Below are 23,663 nucleotides of genomic sequence, written 5' to 3'. Positions count from 1 at the left end.
TGTCCCACACCTTCCCCATCACAAGGGTCTGGTACGGGTCCGGGAAGCCCTTCGAATTGATCACGACGTTCACACGCTGGCGGGATACGTTCCCCAGCATCACGCGGATCTCCGCCGCACCCACGAGCTCTACCCGCTTCACATCTCCGAACATAGGCCGCGTCGCATCATTGCATCACTTCAACTTATTCCGACGTTGACGCGAGTAGACCGACGGGGCAGGTTTGGCCTCGTCAACACCACCAGCGGGAGGCACGGATGAAGTGGTTCCAGAGACAACACGACCCGGTGGACGTTGTGCGGCAGTCAGCGACCGGGTACGGCCGGCAGGATGGGCAGCCCGAAGCGCCGCCGCCCCGCGAGGGGCCGACCCGGGGCGGTCGGAACCGACGACGGATGACGACGGCGGTGCGCTTTGTCCTCTGTCGCCGCGAGCAGAGGAGGCACGCTGGCGCTGCCTCGAATCCGGCCTGAGGTTCCCTTCCGTGTCCAGCTCGCCTGGTCGGTCATCGACGCCCACCACGTCACGGTCTGCTCACGGTGTCGGCCGGACTCGGCCTGCCCCAGCTCACCGACGCGGCAGCGGTCATCAACGCCTGGCGTACCTCGGTCGGGAGATCTGCTGTGGCTGACCCGAGCGGCAAGTCCGCAGTTCTACCGGCCCATCCGGTTCCGGTTGATCAAGAAGCTTGATCTGACCACCTACGACGGCTGGATCTGGTTGGAGGGATACCAGGTCGACGACCGGGGCGACGCGATCGCTCGTCGTGCGGTGTTCGTCCGTGAGCAGGGCCTCCGCAAGCTCTAGTCAGAGGTACGCCCACAGCCCCGCAGCTCGCGCTCCCCGTCTCAGCTGAGCGCACGCTGCTCCGTCAGCCCCGCCGATCTTGGACAGTTTCCGTTAGCGACTAACAGGAATTGTCCAAGATTCGCGTTCCAGATCTCGCTCCGACGCCCCGCACGGCCGCGCCGGAGCCGCGCACGGCCGCACCAGCGCCGCGCACGCGCCATGCCAGCGCCGTGCGGGTCAGGGCACAGCGGTGTCGGTCAGGGCACGGTCCGTGTCGGTCAGGGCACGGTCCGTGTCGGTCAGGCGGTGAAGCCGGGCGCTGGGGTGGGGCGGGCCGCCCGCGCGACCGCCTCGGCAAGTGCCGGGATCTCCTCCTCGCGCAGGTCGCTGACGGTGATGCGCAGCCCCGGCGGACCGGCGATCCGGTAGAGCATGCCGGGCGCGACGGCCCAACCGGCGTCGCGTAGGGCGGTCAGCGTGCTGGTCTCGTCCTCGACCGGCACCCAGACGTTGATGCCGGTGCGTCCGTGTGCGGGCACCCCCCGGTCGGCCAGGGCGGCGACCAGGCCGCCGCGTCGCCGTTCGTAGCTTTCCGCGGCCCGGGTGACCAGGGCGGTCGTCTCCGGGTCGCGCCAGAGGGACAGCACGAGCCGTTGCAGCACGGTGGAGACCCAACCGGCACCGACCCGGGCCCGGCCGGCCACCCGGGCGAGCGTGGTCTCGTCTCCGGCCAGTGCGGCCAGGCGCAGGTCGGGACCGAAGGGCTTGCTCACCGAGCGGAGGAAGGCCCAGTGGGTGGCCGCTCCGGCGAGCGGGTGCAACGGTACGCGGGCCAGCTCGGCGGCGTGATCGTCCTCGATCAGCAACAGGTCCGCTCGTTCGGCGAGCAGGGCGCGCAGGGCCTCGGCCCGGTCGGCGGAGACCGCCGCGCCGGTGGGGTTCTGGGCCCGGCTGGTGACGATGAGCGCCCGCGCTCCGGCGGCCAGTGCGGCGGCGACTCCCGCGACGATCGGCCCCTCGTCGTCGATCGGCACCCCGATCGGCCGCAGCCCGAGAGCGGCGAGCAGGTCGAGCAGCTCGGCCCAGCCCGGGTCCTCCACGGCGACGGCGTCGCCGTGCCGCAGATGCGCCCCGAGCAGGCGCTCGATGCCGTCGAGCGCGCCGCCGGTGAGGGTCAGCCCGGCGACCGGCACCCCGTCGGCGGCGAGTCGCGCGCTGGCCGCCTCGACCATGTCGGGGAGTACGCCGAGGTCGGGATAGCCCACCGGGTCGCCGAAGGCGTCGGCGAGAGCGGCCAGGTGTCGACGCAGCGGCGGCAGCAGTCGCCGGTCCGGTCCACCCCGGGACAGGTCGCGCAGCCCGGGTGCCGATGGTGGGCGCAGCGCGGCCCGGCGGGCGGCGACCGGTGGGCGGGAGCGTACCCGGGTGCCGTGCCGACCGGCGGTGACGACGAGCCCGCGCCGACGCAGCTCGGCGTAGGCGCTGGCGACGGTGGCCGGGCTGACGGCCAGCTCGGCGGCGAGTGCGCGCACCGACGGTAGTGGGTCGCCGGGGGCGAGGGCGGCTTCGCGGATGCCGGCTTCGATGCTGGCCGAAATCTCGACGGCCGTCGCGCCGTCCACCTGATAGCGTGCTGACACAAACAAGAGATTGTACTAGAACAAAGGTGGACACGCATGTACCCGCAGACCACCCGCACCACCGCCAGTCGGTCCCGGGACCGGATGAGCTACGACCGGGCCGCCACCCACGCCGTGCTCGACGAGGCGTACCACTGCACGCTGGGGTTCACCGTGGACGGTGAGCCCCGCGTACTGCCCACGCTGCACGTACGCATCGGCGACACGCTCTACCTGCACGGCTCCACCGGCAGCCGACCACTGCTCGACGCCCGCGCCGACGGCCTGCCGGTCTGCGTCACGGTCACCCTGCTCGACGGGCTGGTCTACGGCCGCTCCCAGTTCCACCACAGCGCCAACTACCGGTCGGTAATCGCGCACGGCACCGCGCACCTGGTCACCGACCCGGGCGAGAAGACCGACGTGCTGACCGCCCTGGTGGAGAAGGTCGGTGTCGGCCGGGCGGCGGACAGCCGTCCCCCGAGCCGCCGGGAGCTGGCCGAGACCGCCGTACTGGCGCTGCCGCTGGTGGAGGTGTCCCTGCGCAGCCGCACCGGCGGGGTACGCGACGAGCCCGCCGACCTCGACCTGCCGCACTGGGCCGGGGTGGTGCCCCTGCGACTGACCGCCGGCCTGCCGGAGCCCGACGTCGGCGTCACCGCGCCGCTGCCCGCGTACCTGCGCCCGGCCCGCTCGCCCTGGCACGAGCCGGTGGCGCTGCGCGGCGAACACGTGCTGCTGGAACCGCTCGACCTGTCCCACACCGACGAGCTGTACGCCGCCACCGCCGAGGCCGAGGTCTGGCAGTACCTGAGCCGGTCCCTGCCGACCGGTCCGGAGCAACTGCGTGAGGTGATCCTCGCCGCGCTGAACCAGCAGCACCGGGGGGAACGGGTGGCCTGGGTGCTGCGGTGCGCCGGCACCGGCGCGGTGGTCGGCACCACCTCCTACTACGCGATCGACCCGCAACGGCGGTCGCTGGCGATCGGGCACACCATACTCGGCCGACCGTGGTGGCGTACCGGGATCAACACCGAGGCGAAGCTGTTGCTGCTCGGTCGGGCCTTCGACGAGCTGGAGGCGGTGCGGATGGTCTGGCACACCGACATCCGCAACGAGCGTTCCCAGCGTTCCCTGGAGCGGCTCGGTGCACACCGGGAGGGCGTGCTGCGGATGGACCGGCAACGTCCGGACGGCTCGTGGCGGGACACCGTGCAGTATTCGATGACCGTCGACGAGTGGCCGAAAGCACAGGTCAGCCTGCGGGAAATGCTTCGCGCGCAACCCTCCTCGACCCGATGATGTCGGGCGTGCTGGGGATCACCGACATCTGGACGTACGTGCTGGGCACCGTGGCCATCGTGCTGCTGCCCGGCCCCAACTCGCTGTTCGTCCTCTCCACCGCCGCACGCCGTGGGGTCGGCGTCGGCTACCAGGCGGCCAGCGGCGTCTGGGTCGGTGACGCGATCCTCATGTTCCTCTCCGCCGCCGGAGTGGCCTCGCTGCTCAAGGCGTACCCACCGGTCTTCCTCGTGATCAAGTACGCGGGTGCCGCGTACCTGGGCTATGTCGGGTTGACCATGCTGCGCGGAGCCTGGCGGCGCTGGCGCGACCGCAACGACCCGAGCAGCCCGCGCCTGATCGACGCCGCGGAGCCGGCGGCGACACGCAGCCCGTTCCGTAAGGCGCTGGTGATCAGCCTGCTCAACCCGAAGGCGATCCTCTTCTTCGTCTCGTTCTTCATCCAGTTCGTCGACCCGACCTACCCCTGGCCCGCGCTGTCGTTCCTGCTGCTCGGCCTGATCGCCCAGCTGTCCAGCGCGCTCTACCTGACCGCGTTAATCTTCGCGGGCACGTTCCTGGCCGCTCAGTTCAGCCGGCGGCGTCGGCTGGCGGCCGGTGCGACGAGTGCCGTGGGTGCCCTCTTCCTCGGTTTCGGTCTCAAGCTCGCCCAGGGGTAAGGAAGGGCACCCTGTTAACGCCTCGGGTAGTACAAGGGTCCCTTCCTAACATCGCACCGGGCGGGTCAGGTGCCGTCGGAGCCGCCGCCACCGCTGCCTCCGGCCGCGCCACCACCGCTGCTGCCGGTCCCGCCGGACGTGTCGAGGTCGGAGCCCGGCGGGACAGGGTGGTCGGGCGGGCGGCTGACGTGGGCCGACTCGGAGATGGGGGCGGACCAGTCGGCGTGTGCCGCCGCGGCGGCGTGCCGGTTGATGGCCGCCCGCAGCCACCCGTCCACGGTGCTCACCCAGTCCCGCTGGTCGGCACCGACGTGCCAGATCCGGAACCGGCTGATGCTGGTGTGGGTGATCCCGGCCAGCGCCAGCCGCCGGTCACACCAGAGGATCACCTCCAGACCGGTGGAGTTGGCCACGAAGATCACCTCCAGTTCCGTGATCGGCCCGGCGTAGAGCGGCCCGACCCAGAAGCCCCACCGCTGGTGCAGGGGAAGCGCCTGCTCCACGCCGGGCAGCCGACCGGCGACCAGCCCGGACTGGCGGATGCTGAAACCGAGCGTGTCCAGGGCGGCCAGTACGTGCTGCTGGGTCGGCAGCGGATGGACGAAGATCGGCACCAGGGGGCCCTGGTCCAGAGCGGCGTCGACCGCCACCTCGGTACGCAGCCCCATCCGCAGACTGAGCAGCGGCACCCCGCCCATGGTGGTCACCGGCGTCTCCCACGGCACCGGGAACTCGAACGGGATCGAGCGGGCCCGTCCCGCCCGCAGCACCGACGCGCCGGCCACCTGCGCCTGGTGGAACTGCATCAGCCGACGGGGCGCCTCCGGGTCGTCCGGCTCGACCGTGCTGACCAGGCCGAGCCGGACGTGCAGGACCGGCACGTCGACGGAGCCCGCGATCAGGTTCACCCGCCCCGGCAGGCGCAGCCCCGGGCGGGTGCTCGGGTTGGCCAGCGCGGTCTGCACCGTCAGGCCCGTTCCGCCCGATCCCGGTGACACCCCCGTCAGCCGCACCCGCGTGCCCCTATCTGAGCCGGCGCACCGCGCGCGGAATCGAGTCGGTCTCGTCGTCGAACTCCCCGATGACCTCCTCCAGCAGGTCCTCAAGGGCGACGAAGCCGACCGGCCGGGTCGGGCCGCCACCGTTGCGGACCAGGGCGAGCTGCGACTGGCGGGCCCGCATCACGGCCACCGCCTCGGTCACCGTGGCGGTGTCGGGGATGGTGATGGCGTCGTTCATCAGGTCGGCCGCGGTGGCATCAGGCCGCCCGGCCATCGCCCGCACCGCCTCCCGTACGTGCACCAGGCCGCAGACGTCACCGGCGGCGTCCAGCACCGCCAGTCGTGACCGGCCACTGTCCCGGCTGACCTGCTCGATGCGGCCCGCCGGATCGTCTCGACGGACGGTCACGATCCGATCGAACGGTTCCATCACCTGGGCGACTGTCGTGCCCTGCAACTCCAGCATGCTGGTGAGCAGTTCGTGCTGGGCGGCCCCGAGCAGCCCGTGTTCCCGGGACTGCTCCAGCAGCATCCGCAACTCGTCCGGGCCGTGCACCTGGGCCAGCTGGTCCTGCGGGTTGACCTTCACCAGCCGCAGCAGCGCGTTGGCCACCGCGTTCAGCAGGGACAGCACCGGACGGGCGACCCGGGCGAAGGCCCGGAACGGCAGCGCCAGCAGCAGCGCGGACCGCTCCGGGTGGGTGATCGCCCAGGACTTCGGTGCCATCTCGCCGACCACCAGGTGCAGGAAGGTGACCAGGCTCAGGGCGAAGATCAACGCGATCACGTGGCTGGCGCCGTACGGCAGGCCGACCGCGTGCAGCAGCGGACCGACCAGCCGTTCGATCGCCGGCTCGGCCAGGGCGCCGAGACCCAGCGTGCACAGGGTGATGCCGAGCTGCGCACCGGCCAGCATCAGCGACAGCTCGCGTACGCCGTCGAGGGCCGCGCGGGCGGCCCGGCCGCCGCTGGCCGCCGCCTGTTCCAGGCGGTATCGCTTGCTCGCCACCAGGGCGAACTCGGCGGCGACGAAGAAGCCGTTGAGTGCCAGCAGGACTCCCGACGTGAGCAACGCGAACCCGGTGCTCATGCCGTCACCTCCGCGGACCCCTCGGCGAGCTGGAGGCGGACCGAGTCGGCCACGTGCCGGTCCACCGCGAGCACCTCGACCAGCGCACGCGGCGGGACCGCGCCGTTGTCCCCGTCGGCCAGCAGGCTGATCTCCAGCCGGTCACCGACCTCGGGCACCCGGCCCAACTCCCGCATGACCAGACCGGAGATGGTGTCGTACTCGGGCCTCTCGGGCAGGGCGATACCGGTGCTGTCGGCCACCTCGTCGATGCGCCAGCGGGCCGGCACCACCCACGAGCCGTCCTCCTGCCGCGCTGGGGCCCGCTCCGGCGGGTCGTCCTCGTCACGGATCGGGCCGACCAACTCCTCGGCGATGTCCTCCAGCGTGATGACCCCGGCGAAACCGCCGTACTCGTCGACCACGCAGGCGAGCTGCCGGTGCCCCGAGCGGAGCCGGTCCAGCACCGTGGGCAGCGGCAGCGTCTCGGGCACCAGCAGCGGGGGTACGGCCACCGCGCTGACCGGGGTGGTGGCCCGCTCGGCCGGTGGCACCTGGAGCACGTCGGCGATGCCGATCACGCCGACCAGGTCGTCGACGCCCTCGGTGCCCCGGACCGGGAAGCGGGAGCGCCCGGTGTCGAGCAGTTCGACCACCCGGCTGACCGGCTCGTGCGCCCGCACGGTGTGCACGTCGACCCGGGGCACCATGACCTCGCCTGCGGTCAGTTGCCGGAAGTCGAGCCCCCGGTCCAGCAGTGTCGACATGTCCGCGTCGAGGTGCCCCTCCAACCGGGACTCGGCGATGATCTGTTCCAGATCCTCCGGGGTGGCGCCGCTGGGCAGCTCCTCGATCGGCTCGATGCCGACCCGTCGCAGCAGTCGCACCGCCGCCTTGTCGAAGAGTTTGATCAGCGGACCGGCGATGGCCAGGTAGACCAGGGTGGACCGGGCCAACGCCCGAGCCACCGGTTCGGCACGGGCGATGGCCAGGTTCTTCGGGGCCAACTCTCCCACGACCATCTGCACCACCGTGGCGATGACCAGCGCCAACGCCACCGACAGCGGCAGGCTGACACCGGTGGAGACACCTACCACGCCGAGCAGCTCGGCCAGGCCGGCGCCGAGGTACGGCTCGGCCGCGTAACCGACCAGCAGGGCGGTCACGGTGATGCCGAGCTGCGCGCCGGAGAGCATGAACGACAGCCGTCCGGTGACCTCCAGCGCCCGGGCGGACGCCTGGTCACCCTCGTCGGCGCGCTGCTTCAGCTTGCCGCGGTCGACCGCGACGTAGCCGAACTCCTGCGCGACGAAGTACCCCGTCGCCACGGTCAAGACGATGATCAGAAGAAGACCGACGATGATCAACACGGGAGGTTCAGGGCTCCCGGGGTCGTCGATCTGTGGGGATGCCGGGGCTTACCCGGCTGGCTACTGCTGCCCTCCTGGGCAGAGGAGTCGATCATGCGGCCATTCTACCGGCGTCCAGGTCGCCACCGGGGCGTGAGCTCGTACTCTTGGTGTCCCGCCGCTCAGCGGTCCGCGAGTTCGTCGGCGTCGAGCAGCCTGCGGTCGACCTGCCCGGCGCGGTACGCAGCCCGACCGATCATCTGAGCGGCGACCGGCGCGGTGGCCAGCTGGAAGACGCCGACGAGGGCCACCATCCCGAGGTCGACGGGGCTGCGCAGCCGGAGGGCCACGCCCAGCAACAGCAGCAGCGCCCCGAGGACCTGCGGTTTGGTGGCCGCGTGCATCCGGCTCAACGTGTCGGGAAAGCGCAGCACCCCGACGGCGGCGGCCAGGCTCAGCAACGCGCCGGTGAGCAGGCTGACCGCGCCCAGCCAGTCGGCGACGGTACCCGGTGTCACAGCTGGTCCCGGACGGCGAAACGGGCCAGCGACACGGACCCGACGAAGCCGAGCAGGGACAGCACCACCAACACCGGCAGGGTGGTGACATGCCGGTTGACCGCTGCCTCCGCGCCGACGGCACTGACCATGGTGGCCAGCAGCATGTCGGCGGCGACGACCCGGTCCAGCAGCGACGGGCCCCGGTAGAGGCGGACCAGGGCCAGCAGAGCGGTCAGCGACAGCAGGCTGGTCAGGGTGATGGCGAGGAAGACGGTCACGGTGACTCCTTGTCCGCTGTTCCGGTGTGCACCCGGTCCAGCTCGTCGTTCGAGCCGACCGCCGCGACGATTCGCCGCTCCAGGGTGCGGATGTGGTCACGGCTGGCGGCGAGGGCCTGGGGGCCGTGTACGTCGAGCACGTGCACGTAGAGGATTCCGGCGTCGCGGTCCACCTCCACGATCAACGTGCCGGGCACCAGGGAGAGCGCCTCGGCGGTCAGGGCCAGGTTGAGATCGGTGGGTACGCGCAGCCGCACCGCGATGATGGCCGAGCGGGGGGTGTAGCCGGGCTGCACCGCGATCCGGGCGATGTGGGCGCTGGCCCGGATCAGCTCGACGACGAATCGGCCGGCGAACACCAGCACGCCCCACGGCCGCAGCCGCCCGTTGAACGTCACCGGCGGCAGCGGGAAGAACACCAGCACCACGGTGGCGATCAGCAGCCCACCCAGCAGGTTGCCCCAGGTGAACTCCCCCCAGAACAGGTTCCAGGCCACCACCAACCAGCCGTAGGCGATCATCTGGTCCCGCCATCGGCCAAGGCGGCTCTGTCGGCCCGGCGGCTCGACGCCCGGTGCGGTCATGACGCCCCGCCAGGCAGGACGGCACGTACGTACGGGGTGCGCTCGATCAGGTCCGTCGCCGCCTGCCCGGTGTAGTCGAACAGCGGACCCGCCACCACGGTCAGCCCCACCCCGACCGCCACCAGGGCGACCGTGGCACCGACCATCAGCGCCGGCAGCGGCGCCGTCGCCGGGTGCGACTCACAGGGGGAACGCCAGAAGGCGATGTTCCACATCCGGCTCGCGACGTAGAGGGTGAGCAGACTGGTCGCGGTGCCGACGACCACCAGTGTCCAGGCCAGGGGACCGCCCACGGCCACCCCGGCCTGCAACAGTCCGAGCTTGCCCAGGAAGCCGGAGAAGGGCGGGATGCCCGCCAGGTTCATCGCCGAGACGAAGAAGAGCACGCCCACCATGGGTGCCATCCGGGCGAGCCCGCCGAGGCGACGCAGGTCGGTGCTGCCGGCCCGCTGCTCGACCAGTCCGGCGATCAGGAACAGGGTGGTCTGGATGGTGATGTGGTGGACCACGTAGAAGATCGCGCCGACCAGACCGGCGACCGTGCTCAGGGCCACTCCGAAGATCATGTAGCCGATGTGGCTGACCAGCGTGAAGGACAGCAACCGCTTGATGTCCGACTGGGCCACCGCGCCGAGGATGCCGACCAGCATGGTCAGGCCGGCCGCCACCATCAACAGCAGTTCACCGGCCTGCTGCCCCGGGAAGAGGAGGGTCTGGGTTCGGATGATCGCGTACACGCCGACCTTGGTGAGCAGGCCGGCGAAGACCGCGGTGACCGGGGCGGGGGCCGTCGGATAGCTGTCCGGCAGCCAGGCCGACAGCGGGAAGACCGCCGCCTTGATGCCGAAGGCCACCAGCAGCATCAGCTGGAGACTCAGGCGTACGCCGTCCGGCAACGCGTCCAGCCGTGCCGCGAGTTGGGCCAGGTTGAGCGTGCCGGTGGCCGCGTAGACCAGGCCCACCGAGATCAGGAAGACCGTCGACGCCAGCACGTTCACCACGACGTAGGTGGAACCGGTGCGGATGCGCAGCGGGGTGCCGTTGAGTGTGATCAGTACGAAGCTCGCGGCGAGCAGCATCTCGAAGCCGACGAAGAGGTTGAACAGGTCACCGGCGAGGAACGCGTTGCAGACACCGGCGGTCAGCACCAGGTAGGTGGGGTGGAAGATCGCCACCGGGGAGGACTCCCCGGTCTCCGCCTGGCCCTGCCCGATCGAGTAGAGCAGCACGCAGAGGGTCACCGCCGAGGAGACCACCAACATCAGCGCGGCGAGTTGGTCGGCGACCAGCACGATGCCCACCGGTGCCGGCCAGCCACCGATCTGCATCACCAGCGGTCCCTCCCGGTGCGCCTGGACCAGCAGCACCACCGCCACCGCCAGGTTCGCGCCCAGGCAGCCCACGCTGACCGTCCGCTGGATCGACGACCGGCTGCCCAGCAGCAGGGTCACCGCGGCGCCCAACAGCGGTAGCACCACCGGCAACGGCACGAGCGTGCTCATCGCCACCACCGGGCCGGTGCGCTGCGCGGACTCATTCCCGGCCCTCCTGACGGGGCGGGGCTGGCGCGTCGACCTGCTCGGGGGCGACGGCGGCCGGTTCGGTGGCCAGGTCCGCGGCGGACACCTCGCGACGGGCAGCCCTTCGGACGATCTCCTGGTCCTCGATGTCGTCGGGGACCTCGTCGTCGCCGCTGAGGTACCAGCTGCGGTAGCTGATGGCCAGCAGGAAGGCGGTGAAGCCGAAGGTGATCACGATGGCGGTGAGGATCATGGCCTGGGGCAACGCGTCACTCATGGCGGCCTCGTCAGCGATCCCGACCACCGGCGGCTCGCCGGCCCGGCCGCCGAAGATGATCAGCAGGTTGACGCCGTTGCCGATCAGGATCACGCCGAGCAGGACCCGGCTCAGGCTGCGTTCCAGCAGCAGGGTCACGCCGCAGCCGACGATCACACCGATCGTGATGAAGGAGAAGAGGTTCGCTCCCGAGTTCACCGCTGCGCCCCCCATCGCCCACCGGCCAGCCCGCCCTCGGCCCCACTGCCGTTCTCGATGTGCCGGTCCACCTCGGCGCCGAGGCTGCGTAGCACGTCCAGCGCCAGACCGATCACCACGAGGTACACGCCGATGTCGAAGAAGAGCGAGGTGACCAGATAGAAGTGGCCGATCAACGGCAACCACAGGTCGATGGTGGTGCTCGCCAGCAGGGTGCCGCCGATGATCAGGGAGACCACCCCGCTGCCGACCACGAGCAACAGACCGGCACCGAGCACCGTGCCGGCACCGACCGGCGCGGCCTCGATCAGTTCGTAGCGGCCACCGGCGAGGTACCGCATGGTCAGCGCCAGGCTGGCCACCAGGCCACCGGCGAAGCCGCCGCCGGGCGCGTTGTGCCCGGAGAAGAGCAGGTAGAGGGAGAACAGGACCGCGGTGTGGGAGATCAGCCGGGTGACCACCTCCAGCACGATCGACCGTTGCCGCTCGTGCAACGTGACCCCGCCGCGCAGCCAGACCGCCCGGCCGGCCGCTGGCTCGTCCTCAGCGATCTCGCGTCGACGGGGACGGGGCCCGGTACGGGACTGATGGAAGATCAGGCTCGCCACTCCGGTCGCGGCGGCCACCAGCACCGCCGTCTCCCCCAGGGTGTCCCAGGCGCGGATGTCCACCAGGGTCACGTTGACCACGTTGCGGCCGTGCCCCCCTTCCACCGCGAGCCGGGGGAACTCGTCGGAGATGGACCGCGCCTGCCGGGCCGCCGCGGCTCCGACGGCCAACGCGGCCACGGTCGTCCCGACGATCGCCCCGATGAACCGCCGGAGCCAGCGACTACGCCGCAGCGGTCGCTGCGAGAAGCGCTCGGGTAGCCGACGCAGCACCAACACGAAGATCGCGATGGTCATGGTCTCCACGAGGACCTGGGTCAGCGCCAGGTCGGGCGCGCCGTAGAGGACGAACATCATGGCGGTGCCGTAACCGGTGACGCCGACCAGCAGCATCGCGGTCAGTCGCCGGGTGGCGTTGACGGCGAGCAGCGCGGCGACGCAGACCACCAGCAGCACCACCGGCTGCGCGGGGGTGGCCCACAGGTTCAGCGACTGTTCCCAGGGCCGGACGAGGAACAGCGACCCGCCCGGCACGGCGGCCAGGACGATCAGGATGAGGCCGAGGTACTGCGGCAGCGATCCCCGCTGGGTGAGGCTGGTGACGTCCACGGCCAGCCGGTCGAAGCGGTGGCTGACCCACTCGTATCCCTGTTGTCCGGTGACCGGCGACCGCAGACTGGCCAGCACCGGGGCCAGCGGACCGCGCACCGCGAACAGCGCCGCACCGCCCGCCAGGGCCAACGCGGACAGACCGAGCGCCGGGGTGGGGCCGTGCCACAGGGCCAGGTGTTCCCCGACGGTGCCGAAGAGTTCCGGGTACGGGCGCAGCAGGTGATCCAACGCCCCCGCGGCCGGGCCCGCGGCGAGCCCGACGAGCGCCAGCAGGGCCGGCGGGAGCAGCATCGACGGCGCGATCCGGCCCAGGTCGGTGTCGGCGATGCCGGGACGCGTCGCGAACGCGCCCCAGACGAACCTGATGCTGTACGCGACGGTGAGCACGGTGCCGGCGACGAGCACCGCCAGCACCAGAGGCTGGTCGGTGAAGGCGGCGAACACGGCCTCCTTGGCGACGAAGCCGAACAGGGGTGGCAGTCCGGCCATCGAGGCGGCGGCGAGCACGGCCACCCCGGTCAGCACCGGTGCGGTACGCCGCAGCCCGGACAGCTGGCGCAGGTCCCGCGTTCCGGCGCCGTGGTCGATCACGCCCACCACGAGGAACAGCGCCGCCTTGAACAGCGCGTGGGCCAGCAGCATCGCCACACCGGCGAGCGCGGCGTCCGCGGTGCCCATCCCGACGACCACCGTCAGCAGGCCGAGTTGACTGACCGTGCCGTAGGCCAGCAGCAGCTTCAGGTCGTTCTGCCGCAGCGCCGCCCACCCACCGACCAGCATGGTGGCCAGGCCGGCGACCAACACCACCGGCCGCCACGGGCCGACCACGGCGAGCGCCGGGGCGAGCAGACCGAGCAGGTAGATGCCGGCCTTCACCATCGCCGCCGCGTGCAGGTACGCGCTGACCGGTGTCGGTGCGGCCATCGCCACCGGCAGCCACGAGGCGAACGGCAGCACCGCCGACTTGGACAGCGCGCCGAGCAGGATCAACAGCACCGCGACGACCAGGTACGCCCCGCCGGGCAACGGCTGCTGTGTCACCTCCGACCAGCGGTAGGTGCCGGCGTGGTGGCCGAGCATGATGAACCCGATCAGCATGGCCAGGCCGCCGAAGGTGGTCACGATCAGCGCCTGGGCCGCCGCCCAGCGGCTCGACCGCCGCTCGGTGCTGTGGCCGATCAGCAGGTACGAGAAGACCGTGGTGAGTTCCCAGCAGACGTAGAGCAGCAGCAGGTCGTCGGCGAGGACCAGCCCGAGCATCGCCCCGGCGAAGCCGACCATCACGCCCGCGAACCGGGAGTTGCCGAGCGCCTCGGGTGGGAAGTACCGGCCGCTGTAGCAGATCACCAGCGCCCCCACGCCGCCGACCAGCAGGGTCATCAGCCAGGACAGGGTGGTCATCCGCAGGGCCAGGTCCAACCCCAGGTCCGGGATCCACGAGTACGTCTCGACCACCGCGCCGCCGTGGGCCACGTCGGGTGTGCGGGCCAGGGCCCAGCCGAACGCGGTCGCCGGCACCAGCGCCAGCAGGTAGCAGGCGCGCGGACCCCACCGCCGGACCAGCAGCGGCGCCACGACGGCCGCGACGAGGTGCAGGATCAGCAGTACCAGCACGCGCGCTCCCGGTCGAGGTGGCCCGAGACGCCCCACGGGGGTTGAGGCGCCTAGAGCGATCAGACGACAGGGCAACGCGCTATGGGTGCGTTTTGCGAGATCAGTACACTTTTGCCGTCAATGCAGCGAAAGGCGAGTAACAGCCGAATCAGCTGTGCGCAGCGAGATCGGTAGCGGTGTTCCCACCGCCGCGTCCCGACCGTACCGGCCGCCCCTCGACGACCAGGTCCGGCCGACCCAGCTGGGCGGCGGTCCGGTTGACCAGCCGCTGGGCCGCGGCGAGGGAGCGCACGGACAACAGTCGGCCACGGCTCTCCCGACGCAGCACGAAGTAGTGGACGGCGGCCCGCACCTGGGCTCGATCGGCCGCGCTGGCCTGCGCGGTGGTGACGACGAGTTCACGTAGGCAACTGGCGAGCCGCTCGGCCAGTTCGAGGTCGGGGCCGTGCAACCCGGCCCGCAGGGCGGTGAGGTGGCTGTCGACCTTGCGGATGAGGACGTCAGTGCCGGACACCGGACTCCGCTCCTCGACGGCCATCCGACTCCCTCCAACGCTCGCCACAACCGCGGGTGAAGTTACTTTATGTTGTACCCCACAAGCAAGCAGTTAAGTAAGACTTAACGGATTCTAGGAGCAAGCCGCACTAAACACCTTAACCGGACATACATCCCCCTACTCGCGGCCTACGGATGTCGGTGTCCAGAGGCAGGATGGGGTCGTGGCGAAATCCAGCACGACCTCCGGCGAGCAGATGCTCGCCCGGTTCGGCCCGGCGACCCGGGAGTGGTTCGGTGCGGCGTTCGCCGCGCCGACGGCGGCACAGGCCGGTGCCTGGGACGCGATCGCCGCAGGTCGGCATGCCCTGGTCGTCGCGCCCACCGGCTCCGGTAAGACCCTCGCCGCGTTCCTGTGGTCGCTCGACCGGCTGGCCCGCGATCCCGTACCGACCGACCCGCGCCGACGCTGCCGGGTGCTCTACGTCAGCCCGCTCAAGGCACTCGCGGTCGACGTCGAACGCAACCTCCGCGCCCCCCTCACCGGCATCCGGCAGGCCGCCACCCGACTCGACCTCCCCCCACCGGAGATCACCGTCGGGATGCGTACCGGCGACACCCCCGCCGACGAACGGCGGGCCTTCGCCCGAACGCCGCCGGACATCCTGATCACCACACCGGAATCGCTGTTCCTGCTACTCACCTCGGCCGCACGGGATTCCCTGCGCGGCGTGGAGACGGTGATCGTCGACGAGGTGCACGCCGTCGCCGGCACCAAACGCGGCGCCCACCTGGCGCTCTCGCTGGAACGACTCGACGAGTTGCTGCCCGCCCCGGCACAGCGCATCGGGCTCTCCGCCACCGTCCGCCCGCTGGACGAGTGCGCCCGCTTCCTCGGCGGCATCCGTCCGGTCGAGGTGGTGGCCCCGGCGACCGCCAAGACCATCGAGGTCAGCGTGCAGGTGCCGGTGGAGGACATGACCCGCCTCGACGAGCAGACGGCACCGGAGGACGACCTCTCCGGTGGCCGCACGGCTTCCATCTGGCCTGCCGTGGAGGAACGGGTCCTCGCCCTGATCAGGGCACATCGCTCCACGATCGTCTTCACCAACTCCCGCCGCAGCGCCGAGCGCCTCTGCGCCCGGCTCAACGAACTCGCCGCCGACGAGACCGCTCCGACGACAGCGACCGGTCCGGCCGCCCGGCTGCCGGCGGAGGTGATGGCGCAGGCCGGTTCGGTGTCCGGCGCGCCACCGGTGATCGCCCGGGCACACCACGGCAGCGTCTCGCGGGAGGAACGCCGACACATCGAGGAGGCGCTCAAGGCCGGTCGGCTGCCAGCCGTGGTGGCCACCTCCAGTCTCGAACTCGGCATCGACATGGGCGCGGTCGACCTGGTCGTGCAGATCGAGGCGCCGCCCAGCGTGGCCGCCGGTCTCCAGCGGGTCGGTCGGGCCGGGCACCAGGTCGGCGCGGTGTCACGGGGAGTGGTGCTGCCCAAGCACCGGGGCGACCTGCTCTCCTGCGCGGTGGTCGCCGAACGGATGAGCGAGGCCGCCATCGAGGAGTTGCACCATCCCCGCAACCCGCTGGACGTACTCGCCCAGCAGATCGTCGCGATGGTCGCGCTGGACGAGTGGCGGGTCGGCGACCTGGCGACCGTCGTCCGCCGGGCCGCCCCCTTCGCCGAGCTGCCCGACTCCGCGCTGCACGCCGTACTGGACATGCTCTCCGGCCGTTACCCGTCGACCGCCTTCGCCGAGCTTCGCCCCCGGCTCGTGTGGGATCGCGCCACCGACGTGCTGACCGGCCGTCCCGGCGCGCAACGACTCGCGGTGACCAGTGGCGGCACCATCCCCGACCGGGGCCTGTTCGGTGTCTTCCTGGCCGGCGCGGAACGGGCCGCCCGGGTCGGCGAACTGGACGAGGAGATGGTCTACGAGTCCCGCGTCGGTGACGTCTTCCTGCTCGGTTCCTCGTCCTGGCGGATCGAGGAGATCACGCCTGACCGGGTGCTGGTCTCCCCGGCTCCCGGTCAGGCGGCGAAGATGCCGTTCTGGAAGGGCGACCAGCCGGGGCGGCCGGTCGAACTGGGCCGGGCGATCGGGGCCCGGTTGCGGGCCCTGCTCCGCCAGGACACCGAGCGGGCCACGGCGGTGCTGCGAGCCACCGGGCTGGACGACTGGGCCGCCGGCAACCTGCTGACCTACCTGCACGAGCAACGGGCGGCGACCCGGGCCCTGCCGGACGACCGGACGGTGGTCGTCGAACGCTTCCGCGACGAGCTGGGTGACTGGCGACTGGCCGTGCACAGCGTCCTCGGTGCCCGGGTCAACGCGCCCTGGGCGCTGGCCATCGGCCGTCGACTCACCGAACGCTACGGGGTCGACGCGCAGGTGATGCCCGCCGACGACGGGATCGTGGTCCGGCTGCCGGACACCGCCGACACCCCACCCGGGGCCGACGTGGTGACCTTCGACCCGGAGGAGATCGGCCAGCTGGTCGAGGAGTCGGTCGGCACCTCGGCGCTGTTCGCCGCACGTTTCCGGGAGTGCGCCGCCCGGTCGTTGCTGCTGCCCCGCCGGGATCCGCGCCGCCGCCAGCCGCTCTGGCAACAACGCCAACGCGCCGCCCAACTCCTCGACGTCGCCCGCGAGTACGCCGACTTCCCGGTCACCCTGGAGGCGGCCCGGGAGTGCCTACAGGACGTCTTCGATCTGCCCGCCCTGACCGAGGTGATGCGTGACCTGGCCAGTCGGCGGGTGCGACTGGTCGAGGTGGAGAGCACCCGACCGTCCCCGTTCGCCCGCTCGTTGCTCTTCGGCTACGTCGGCGCCTTCCTCTACGAGGGCGACGCCCCGTTGGCGGAACGCCGGGCTGCGGCCCTCACGCTGGATTCGGGCCTGCTCGGCGAGCTGCTCGGCCGGGTCGACCTGCGTGAGTTGCTCGACCCGGCGGTGCTCGCCGAGACCGAGCGGCAACTGCGCTGGCGCACGCCGCAACGGCGTGCCCGCGACGCCGAGGACGTGATCGAGCTGCTGCGGCAGCTCGGTGACCTGAGCACGGCGGAACTGGCCGAACGTGGGGCACCCGAGGCATGGCTGACCGACCTGGCCGCCGCCCGGCGGGTGCTGTCGGTACGCATCGCCGGGCAGGAACGCTGGGTCGGCGTCGAGGATGCCGGTCGGCTCCGGGACGCCCTCGGCGTGGCCCTACCGGTCGGCGTCGCCGAGGCGTACCTCGAACCGGTCGCCGACCCACTCGGCGACCTGGTGGCCCGGTACGCCCGCACCCACGCCCCGTTCACCGCCGCCGGTTGCGCGGCCCGGTTCGGGCTCGGGGTCTTCGTGGTCGAGCAGACGCTACGCCGACTGGCCGCCACCGGCCGGGTGGTCTCCGGCGAGTTCACCCCGGCCACCGCCGGTACCCAGTGGTGCGACGCCGAGGTGCTGCGTCTGTTGCGCCGCCGTTCCCTCGCCGCGCTGCGGCGGGAGATCGAGCCGGTGTCGCCGCGCGCCCTGGCCACCTTCCTGCCCCGCTGGCAGCAGGTGGGCTCGTCGGCTCGTGGGGTCGAGGCGGTGGCGGCGACGATCGAGCAGTTGCAGGGCGCGTCGGTGCCGGCGTCGGCGCTGGAACGGCTGGTGCTGCCCGCCCGGGTCGCCGACTACTCCCCCGTACAGCTCGACGAGCTGTGCGCCGGCGGTGAGGTGCTGTGGGCCGGTGCGGGCTCGATCTCCGGCGGGGACGGGTGGATCAGCCTGGCGTACGCCGACTCCGCCGCACTGCTGCTTCCCCCGCCGGACGAGGCTCTCGCGCGTACGCCCTTGCACGACGCGGTGTTGGACGCGCTCGACGACGGGCAGGCGATGTTCTTCCGGCCCCTGGCCGACCGGGTCGGCGCCACCGACGACGCCGAGTTGATCGCCGTCGTCTGGGATCTGGTCTGGGCCGGGCACCTCACCAACGACACCCTGGCTCCGTTGCGGGCACTGCTCGGTGCCGGCGGCGCGCATCGTACCCGCCCGACCGCCGCCCGGAGCCGCTACCGACGCCCGGGACGGGTGGCGCTGCCGAGTCGCGGCGGGCCACCGACGGTGGCCGGCCGCTGGTCGCGGCTGCCGACACGGGACACCGACCCGACCCGGCGCGCCGCCGCGCTCGCCGACGTGCTGCTGGAGCGGCACGGCGTGCTGACCCGGGGCGCGGTCGTGGCCGAGCAGGTGGCGGGGGGCTTCGCCGCCGTCTACCCGGTGCTGTCCGCACTGGAGGAACGCGGCGCGGCCCGGCGGGGATACTTCGTCGACGGGCTGGGCGCGGCGCAGTTCGCGGTGCCCGGCGCGGTGGACCGGATCCGCGCCGGTGCCGAGCCGCTCGACGGTGGTCGGCGAGCCGGTACGGCCTCGATGGTGCTTGCCGCCACCGATCCGGCCAACCCGTACGGCGCGGCGTTGCCCTGGCCGGAGCGCGTCGTCGATTCCGGCGACGCGGCACCGACTCCGGGCAGCGGGCACCGGGCGGGGCGCAAGGCCGGGGCGCTGGTCGTGCTGGTCGAAGGTGAGCTGGCGCTCTACGTGGAGCGGGGTGGGCGGACGCTGCTCTCCTTCACCGACGACGCCGATGCCCTGGGCGCGGCCGGCAAGGCGCTGGCGGACGCCGTCCACTCCGGTGCGCTGGGCCCGATCTCGGTGGAACGCGCCGACGGCGAGTCCGTACGCTCGTCGCCCCTGCGGGACGCGCTGACCGCCGCCGGTTTCCGCACCACCCCGCGCGGTCTCCGGCTTCGCGCCTGACGCCTCGCCACACGAGGGCGGACGGTCAGCGGAGGGTGTCGAGGACCTTCTCGTAGCGGGGACGCTCAGCGGGCGGGGTCTTCGCCTCCAGGTAGTTCAGCACCACGGTGCCGCTGCGGTAGGCGGCACCGCTCCACCGCTCGGCCAGGTCGTCGGCGCTGCTCTCGTCGGGGAAGACGTAGACGGTCACCTGGTCGGTCGTGACGATCTCGGAGCAGCCCAGTCCCAATCCGTCCGGTCCACAGTCGATGGACCGGTCCCGGGCGTTGGCCGCCTTGAGACCGGCCGCCCGGAAGGCCGCCACGACCTCCCGACCGGTCGGTGCGCCGGCCTGACGCGGTGGCAGCACCACGGGCGGCGGGCTCGGCGGTCGCCGCTCGGTCGTACCGCCCGCCTCCGGACCGGCGGTCGTCGGTCGTGCGGTGGCGTTGCCCGGTGCGGCCGGGCTCGACGTGGCGGGTGCGGCCGGGCTCGCGTCGCCGGTGGGCACGGCGTCCGGGTCACTCGTCGGGGACGGCTCCACCGGCGGTACGACCACCGACGGGGTCGGTGCGGCGGCCTGCGGGTCGTCCCGGTCCGCCCCGCAGGCGGTCAGGGCGACGGTGACCACGAGTAGGGCGACGGCTGGCAGAATCCGGTGGCTCACCTGGGCAGTGTGCCAACCGGGGCGCGCCGCAGGCAGTGGCCGGTCGGCCAGCCATGCTGTCGACTATCCGGCATCGGGCACCGCCCCGGCGTCGACGGCATCGGCCGAGTGGCTCCATTGTGCTGGGCGGCCCCATCACCCGTCCGTGGTGGCCGCTGCGGGCGTACGATCCGGTGCCGTGACCAGCAGCATCGACCGTGAGTTCCCGGCACCGGCCGGGGTCGTCTCGCTGACCACCGACTACGGTCTCGCCGACGGTTTCGTGGCGGCCTGCCACGGGGTGATCGCCCGCCTCGCGCCACAGCTGCGGATCATCGATGTGACCCACCTGGTCCCGCCGGGTGACATCCGGCGTGGCGCTACGGTGCTGGCACAGACGGTGCCGCACCTGCCGCCGGGGGTGCACGTGGCGGTGGTCGACCCGGGGGTCGGCACGAACCGCCGGGCCATCGCGCTGGCCACCTGCGCGGGAATGCTGGTGGGCCCCGACAACGGCCTGCTGCTCGACGCCGCCGAGGCGCTCGGCGGGGTGACCGGGGCGGTGGAGCTGACCAACCCACGCTGGCTGGCGCCCCGGGTGTCGGCGACCTTCCACGGGCGGGACGTCTTCGCACCGGTCGCGGCCCGCCTGGCCCTCGGTGCCCCGCTGGCCGAGGCAGGCCCGGCGGTCGACCCGGATTCGCTGGTACGGCTGCCCGCACCGCTGGTCCGCCGACTGCCGGACGGTTTCGTCGCCGAGGTGCTGACGGTGGACCATTTCGGCAACGTCCAGTTGGCCGCTCCGGCCGACCTGCTGGAGCCGTTGCCGGCGCGGGTCCGGGTACGGCCCGAGACCGGTGGGAGTGGCCCGACGGGTGTCGACGGGCGGGAACGGGAGGCGGTGCACGGGCGTACGTTCGGCGACGCCCCGGTGGGTGCCCTGGTGGCGCACGCCGACTCGGCCGACCGGGTGGCCCTGTCGGTCAACGGTGGACACGCCGCCGCGCTTCTCGCGGTGGTCCCGGGTACGCTGCTGCGGGTCCGGGCTTGCGGCGTCGTGGGGGCGCTGCCGGACAACACGGATGAAGTGTCTACTGTGGAAAGCTGACAAGGTGGATGATCGCTGGGTTCCCGCCGCTTGTCCCTGCTGCACCTACCGGACCGGTGGGGGCACCTGCCCGGTCTGCTTCTGGACAGATGACGGCCAGTCCGATGCCGACGCGGACGTCGTACGCGGCAGGGCGAACGGTGACCTGAGCCTGTCCCACGCACGCCTCAACTTCGCCGTCTACGGCGCCTGTCACCCCCGGTACCAGGAACTGGTGCGGGCACCGCGGGCGGACGAGATGCCCTGAGCCGACGCGGGCACCGGCATGCCGGGCGAGCCGGGCCGGCGTGGGAGGACACCGACCCGGCTCACGGTGCCGGTCTCAGCAGGGCGGCACCGCCGGACCCCAGACCGTCGAGATGTACGCGTGGCTGACGAACTGCCCGCTGGTCAGACGGTTCCACCGGTTGGTGGTGCGGTACGGCCCGACGATCGTCTGCCCGGTGACGTAACACTGGATCGGCACGCTGGCGTACTGGGCCGCCAGACCCCGGGACTGGTAACTGGTGCCGGGGCCGGTCCGCACGGTCAGCGGCCCGTCGCCGACCACGCCACGGGAACCGGTGCCGGTCCACAGGTACGCCACGTCGACCCAGGCGTTCGTGGTCAGCTGCAAACCGTCCCAGAACGTCCCGTCGGCCAGGTCGATGCCGGCCGGGTTGAGCACCACCCGACCGAACTGGTCCCGCCCGCCGTTGTAGCCGTCCTGGTAGGCGGCCTGCGCCTGCGGCCTGCCCTGCGGTAGGGCCTTCCAGTTCTCCCGCACTCCGCTGATGTTCCAGTAGTCGTCACGGGTGTTCCACGGGCCTACGTCCCAGACCGGGGCGTACTCGCAGCGACTTCCGGTGGTGGTGCAGACCCGCACGGTGTAGTCGCCGGTGTTGCGTGGGGACAGCCCTCGGCGGGAGGGCAGCGCCACGAAGTGGTCCCGGGCGCGGACCGTGTGCCCGTTGGCGGTCACCTCGCCGACCAGTCCGATCCGGGTCGCGAACACCCGGTAGGTCAGGCCCGGGGTGGCGGCGGTGGTAACGGCTGCGGTGTCGGCGGTGAGCCGGACGGCGCGAACCTCGGCGCTGGCACCGGCGCGGCTGCCGGTGAGCACCACCCGGGCCTGCACCCGGCGGACCGGCTGGTCGAAGACGGCTGCGGGCGTGGCGTCACGCCACTCGGTCCAGCCGGTCGTCCGCCAGCCCCGGACCTGGACGGTCGCGGTGGCACCGGGCCGGGCGGCGGCGGTGATCTCGGCCCGGATCCGGTTGGCCGGGCGGCTGAGGGTTCGCGGTGCGACCACCAGCATGCCCTCGGCGACAGCACTGCGTCGGGCTGGTGCGCCCGGTGGCCGGGCATCGGCCAGGCGCAGGCCCGCGCGGGTGTGTCGCACGTTGACGTCGTCAGCGTCGACGGCCGACAGGCTGACACTCCATCGGTCGGCCGGAGCGGCCGAGGAGGCGGAGCTCGGGTGCAGGGCGACGACGAGGACGGCGGCCACGATGACGGCCAGGACGGAAACACGGGGATGATTCATCAGCATTCTCCTCAGAACTCCCCGATAGTGCCTATATCAGTAGATCGAATAAAAGCGTCATACAAATAGCGATACACATGAATTGCACTCGGGTGGGGAACAATGGGGCCGTGCCCGAAGGCGACACCGTCTGGAACACCGCCCGCGTCCTGGAACGCGCGCTGGTCGGCGCGCGGCTGACCGGCAGCGACTTCCGGGTGCCCGCGCTGGCCACCACCGACCTCTCCGGCTGGGCGGTACGCGAGAGCGCGAGCCGGGGCAAGCACCTGCTGCTGCGGCTGGAGGCTCCCGCCGACGTCGGCGAGCCGCGCTGGACGCTGCACTCGCACCTGCGGATGGACGGCACCTGGCGGGCGTACGCCCCCGGGGAGCGTTGGACGGCCCGGCCGGCACACCTGATCCGGGTGGTGCTGCGCGCCCCGACCGCGACCGCCGTCGGATACCACCTGCACGAGGTGGCGCTGGTGCCCACCGTCGACGAGCCGCACCTCGTCGGCCATCTCGGTCCCGACCTGCTCGGCACCGACTGGGATCCGGCCGAGGCCGTCGCCCGACTCGCCGCCGGGCCGGACACCCCGATCGGTGTGGCCCTGCTCGACCAGCGCAACCTGGCCGGCATCGGCAACCTCTACAAGTGCGAGGTGCTGTTCCTGCGCGGCATCCACCCCCGCACCCCGGTGCGGGAGGTGCCCGACCTCGTCGCCCTGGTGACCCTGGCGCAGAAGCTGCTGGCCGCCAACCGGGGACGCTGGACGCAGAGCACCACCGGTTCGCTCATACGCGGCCGGACCAGCTACGTCTACGGGCGACGGGCGCAGCAGTGCCGACGCTGCGGCACCCCGGTACGCAAGGAGGACCTGGGGGAACGGGTCACCTACTGGTGCCCCACCTGCCAACCCGGGGACCGGACCTGAGGGGGCATCTTCCACGCGGCGGTCTGGGCCGGTGACAGCCGATGGCACGGGTGGTGACGCGAGGAACGCGGCGTGGCGACGGTGACACACCGTCAGCTCGGCAGAATGGCACGAAAGGGGACTTCCTAACCGGCCACCTCACGTCGCATGCTGCGGTTGAGGGCTCACGGAACGTCAGTACGCGCGTCCGCGCCGCCACGTCGGGGTGGTGGCCGTCGCGCCCCGA

General features: G+C 72.0%; 20 protein-coding genes. 7 read left to right on the top strand and 13 right to left on the bottom strand.

Annotation, left to right across the window (positions count from 1 at the left end):
- The first annotated feature begins 676 nt into the window (after positions 1–676).
- Positions 677–808, top strand: coding sequence for a hypothetical protein (locus tag ACLQ2S_RS04740; RefSeq protein ID WP_255456596.1), 132 nt, complete (start codon positions 677–679; stop codon positions 806–808).
- 281 nt (positions 809–1,089) lie between these two features.
- On the opposite strand, the gene ACLQ2S_RS04735 is transcribed toward ACLQ2S_RS04740, so the two are convergent.
- Entirely contained in the window at positions 1,090–2,430 is a 1,341-nt protein-coding gene (locus ACLQ2S_RS04735) for an aminotransferase class I/II-fold pyridoxal phosphate-dependent enzyme (protein ID WP_425701187.1), read from the bottom strand.
- A gap of 36 nt (positions 2,431–2,466) precedes the next feature.
- Here ACLQ2S_RS04735 and ACLQ2S_RS04730 point away from each other — a divergent pair, with 36 nt between their 5' ends.
- Together ACLQ2S_RS04730 and leuE are read left to right on the top strand one after the other, a co-directional pair.
- A complete protein-coding gene (locus tag ACLQ2S_RS04730; RefSeq protein ID WP_425701186.1) occupies positions 2,467–3,711 on the top strand; it encodes a bifunctional pyridoxamine 5'-phosphate oxidase family protein/GNAT family N-acetyltransferase in 1,245 nt (414 codons plus the stop codon).
- Positions 3,708–4,370, top strand: a complete 663-nt coding sequence (gene leuE / locus ACLQ2S_RS04725; RefSeq protein WP_155215610.1) for a leucine efflux protein LeuE — start codon at positions 3,708–3,710, stop codon at positions 4,368–4,370. The genes ACLQ2S_RS04730 and leuE overlap by 4 nt, the downstream gene beginning before the upstream one ends.
- Before the next feature lie 65 nt (positions 4,371–4,435).
- On the opposite strand, the gene ACLQ2S_RS04720 is transcribed toward leuE, so the two are convergent.
- From ACLQ2S_RS04720 to ACLQ2S_RS04675, 10 genes are all read right to left on the bottom strand, one after another.
- A complete protein-coding gene (locus ACLQ2S_RS04720) occupies positions 4,436–5,383 on the bottom strand; it encodes a sporulation protein (protein ID WP_425701185.1) in 948 nt (315 codons plus the stop codon).
- A gap of 10 nt (positions 5,384–5,393) precedes the next feature.
- Complete coding sequence (locus ACLQ2S_RS04715; RefSeq protein ID WP_155215612.1) at positions 5,394–6,461, bottom strand: hemolysin family protein; 1,068 nt, start codon at positions 6,459–6,461, stop codon at positions 5,394–5,396.
- The gene (locus ACLQ2S_RS04710; RefSeq protein ID WP_309222834.1) at positions 6,458–7,810 is read right to left on the bottom strand and encodes a hemolysin family protein; all 1,353 of its coding nucleotides are present in this window, start codon (positions 7,808–7,810) and stop codon (positions 6,458–6,460) included. Before ACLQ2S_RS04710 ends, ACLQ2S_RS04715 begins: the two co-directional genes overlap by 4 nt.
- A 161-nt stretch (positions 7,811–7,971) precedes the next feature.
- Complete coding sequence (gene mnhG / locus ACLQ2S_RS04705) at positions 7,972–8,307, bottom strand: monovalent cation/H(+) antiporter subunit G (RefSeq protein ID WP_309222835.1); 336 nt, start codon at positions 8,305–8,307, stop codon at positions 7,972–7,974.
- Positions 8,304–8,567 (bottom strand): monovalent cation/H+ antiporter complex subunit F, encoded by a 264-nt coding sequence (locus ACLQ2S_RS04700; protein ID WP_309222836.1) that lies wholly within the window; start codon positions 8,565–8,567, stop codon positions 8,304–8,306. Before ACLQ2S_RS04700 ends, mnhG begins: the two co-directional genes overlap by 4 nt.
- Positions 8,564–9,151 (bottom strand): Na+/H+ antiporter subunit E, encoded by a 588-nt coding sequence (locus ACLQ2S_RS04695; RefSeq protein ID WP_155215616.1) that lies wholly within the window; start codon positions 9,149–9,151, stop codon positions 8,564–8,566. Before ACLQ2S_RS04695 ends, ACLQ2S_RS04700 begins: the two co-directional genes overlap by 4 nt.
- A complete protein-coding gene (locus ACLQ2S_RS04690) occupies positions 9,148–10,653 on the bottom strand; it encodes a Na+/H+ antiporter subunit D (RefSeq protein ID WP_155215618.1) in 1,506 nt (501 codons plus the stop codon). The genes ACLQ2S_RS04695 and ACLQ2S_RS04690 overlap by 4 nt, the downstream gene beginning before the upstream one ends.
- Before the next feature lie 31 nt (positions 10,654–10,684).
- Entirely contained in the window at positions 10,685–11,161 is a 477-nt protein-coding gene (locus tag ACLQ2S_RS04685) for a Na(+)/H(+) antiporter subunit C (RefSeq protein ID WP_425701184.1), read from the bottom strand.
- On the bottom strand, positions 11,143–13,980 hold the full coding sequence (locus ACLQ2S_RS04680; protein ID WP_309222838.1) for a Na+/H+ antiporter subunit A: 2,838 nt from the start codon (positions 13,978–13,980) through the stop codon (positions 11,143–11,145). The genes ACLQ2S_RS04685 and ACLQ2S_RS04680 overlap by 19 nt, the downstream gene beginning before the upstream one ends.
- Before the next feature lie 148 nt (positions 13,981–14,128).
- Positions 14,129–14,518, bottom strand: a complete 390-nt coding sequence (locus ACLQ2S_RS04675) for a hypothetical protein (protein WP_155215622.1) — start codon at positions 14,516–14,518, stop codon at positions 14,129–14,131.
- 214 nt (positions 14,519–14,732) lie between these two features.
- Between ACLQ2S_RS04675 and ACLQ2S_RS04670 the strand changes: the two genes are divergently transcribed.
- On the top strand, positions 14,733–19,265 hold the full coding sequence (locus ACLQ2S_RS04670) for an ATP-dependent helicase (RefSeq protein WP_425701280.1): 4,533 nt from the start codon (positions 14,733–14,735) through the stop codon (positions 19,263–19,265).
- 25 nt (positions 19,266–19,290) lie between these two features.
- Here the strand turns inward: ACLQ2S_RS04670 and ACLQ2S_RS04665 are convergent, their stop codons facing one another.
- Complete coding sequence (locus ACLQ2S_RS04665; protein ID WP_155215624.1) at positions 19,291–19,911, bottom strand: hypothetical protein; 621 nt, start codon at positions 19,909–19,911, stop codon at positions 19,291–19,293.
- 190 nt (positions 19,912–20,101) lie between these two features.
- Between ACLQ2S_RS04665 and ACLQ2S_RS04660 the strand changes: the two genes are divergently transcribed.
- Together ACLQ2S_RS04660 and ACLQ2S_RS04655 are read left to right on the top strand one after the other, a co-directional pair.
- Entirely contained in the window at positions 20,102–20,998 is an 897-nt protein-coding gene (locus ACLQ2S_RS04660; protein ID WP_309222921.1) for an SAM hydrolase/SAM-dependent halogenase family protein, read from the top strand.
- 4 nt (positions 20,999–21,002) lie between these two features.
- Complete coding sequence (locus tag ACLQ2S_RS04655; RefSeq protein WP_309222839.1) at positions 21,003–21,245, top strand: CPCC family cysteine-rich protein; 243 nt, start codon at positions 21,003–21,005, stop codon at positions 21,243–21,245.
- Between the two features lie 75 nt (positions 21,246–21,320).
- Here the strand turns inward: ACLQ2S_RS04655 and ACLQ2S_RS04650 are convergent, their stop codons facing one another.
- Positions 21,321–22,523, bottom strand: coding sequence for a hypothetical protein (locus tag ACLQ2S_RS04650; RefSeq protein WP_425701183.1), 1,203 nt, complete (start codon positions 22,521–22,523; stop codon positions 21,321–21,323).
- A gap of 110 nt (positions 22,524–22,633) precedes the next feature.
- Here ACLQ2S_RS04650 and ACLQ2S_RS04645 point away from each other — a divergent pair, with 110 nt between their 5' ends.
- Positions 22,634–23,437, top strand: coding sequence for a DNA-formamidopyrimidine glycosylase family protein (locus tag ACLQ2S_RS04645; protein WP_425701182.1), 804 nt, complete (start codon positions 22,634–22,636; stop codon positions 23,435–23,437).
- Positions 23,438–23,663: the final 226 nt, after the last annotated feature.

Origin of the sequence: Micromonospora sp. DT48, assembly GCF_049844495.1 — a bacterium.
In the GTDB taxonomy this organism is placed as follows: domain Bacteria; phylum Actinomycetota; class Actinomycetes; order Mycobacteriales; family Micromonosporaceae; genus Micromonospora.
Note: the sequence above shows the minus strand (reverse complement) of the source record. Positions and strands in the feature narration are given on the sequence as shown.

What these genes read in the sequence shown, in the direction of transcription:
- ACLQ2S_RS04690 (WP_155215618.1), bottom strand. Translation starts at nt 10,653, where the DNA reads ATGAGCACGCTCGTGCCGTTGCCGGTGGTGCTACCGCTGTTGGGCGCC.
- ACLQ2S_RS04695 (WP_155215616.1), bottom strand. Translation starts at nt 9,151, where the DNA reads ATGACCGCACCGGGCGTCGAGCCGCCGGGCCGACAGAGCCGCCTTGGC.
- ACLQ2S_RS04675 (WP_155215622.1), bottom strand. Translation starts at nt 14,518, where the DNA reads ATGGCCGTCGAGGAGCGGAGTCCGGTGTCCGGCACTGACGTCCTCATC.
- leuE (WP_155215610.1), top strand. Translation starts at nt 3,708, where the DNA reads ATGATGTCGGGCGTGCTGGGGATCACCGACATCTGGACGTACGTGCTG.
- ACLQ2S_RS04670 (WP_425701280.1), top strand. Translation starts at nt 14,733, where the DNA reads ATGCTCGCCCGGTTCGGCCCGGCGACCCGGGAGTGGTTCGGTGCGGCG.
- ACLQ2S_RS04715 (WP_155215612.1), bottom strand. Translation starts at nt 6,461, where the DNA reads ATGAGCACCGGGTTCGCGTTGCTCACGTCGGGAGTCCTGCTGGCACTC.
- ACLQ2S_RS04685 (WP_425701184.1), bottom strand. Translation starts at nt 11,161, where the DNA reads ATGGGGGGCGCAGCGGTGAACTCGGGAGCGAACCTCTTCTCCTTCATC.
- ACLQ2S_RS04730 (WP_425701186.1), top strand. Translation starts at nt 2,467, where the DNA reads ATGTACCCGCAGACCACCCGCACCACCGCCAGTCGGTCCCGGGACCGG.
- ACLQ2S_RS04650 (WP_425701183.1), bottom strand. Translation starts at nt 22,523, where the DNA reads ATGAATCATCCCCGTGTTTCCGTCCTGGCCGTCATCGTGGCCGCCGTC.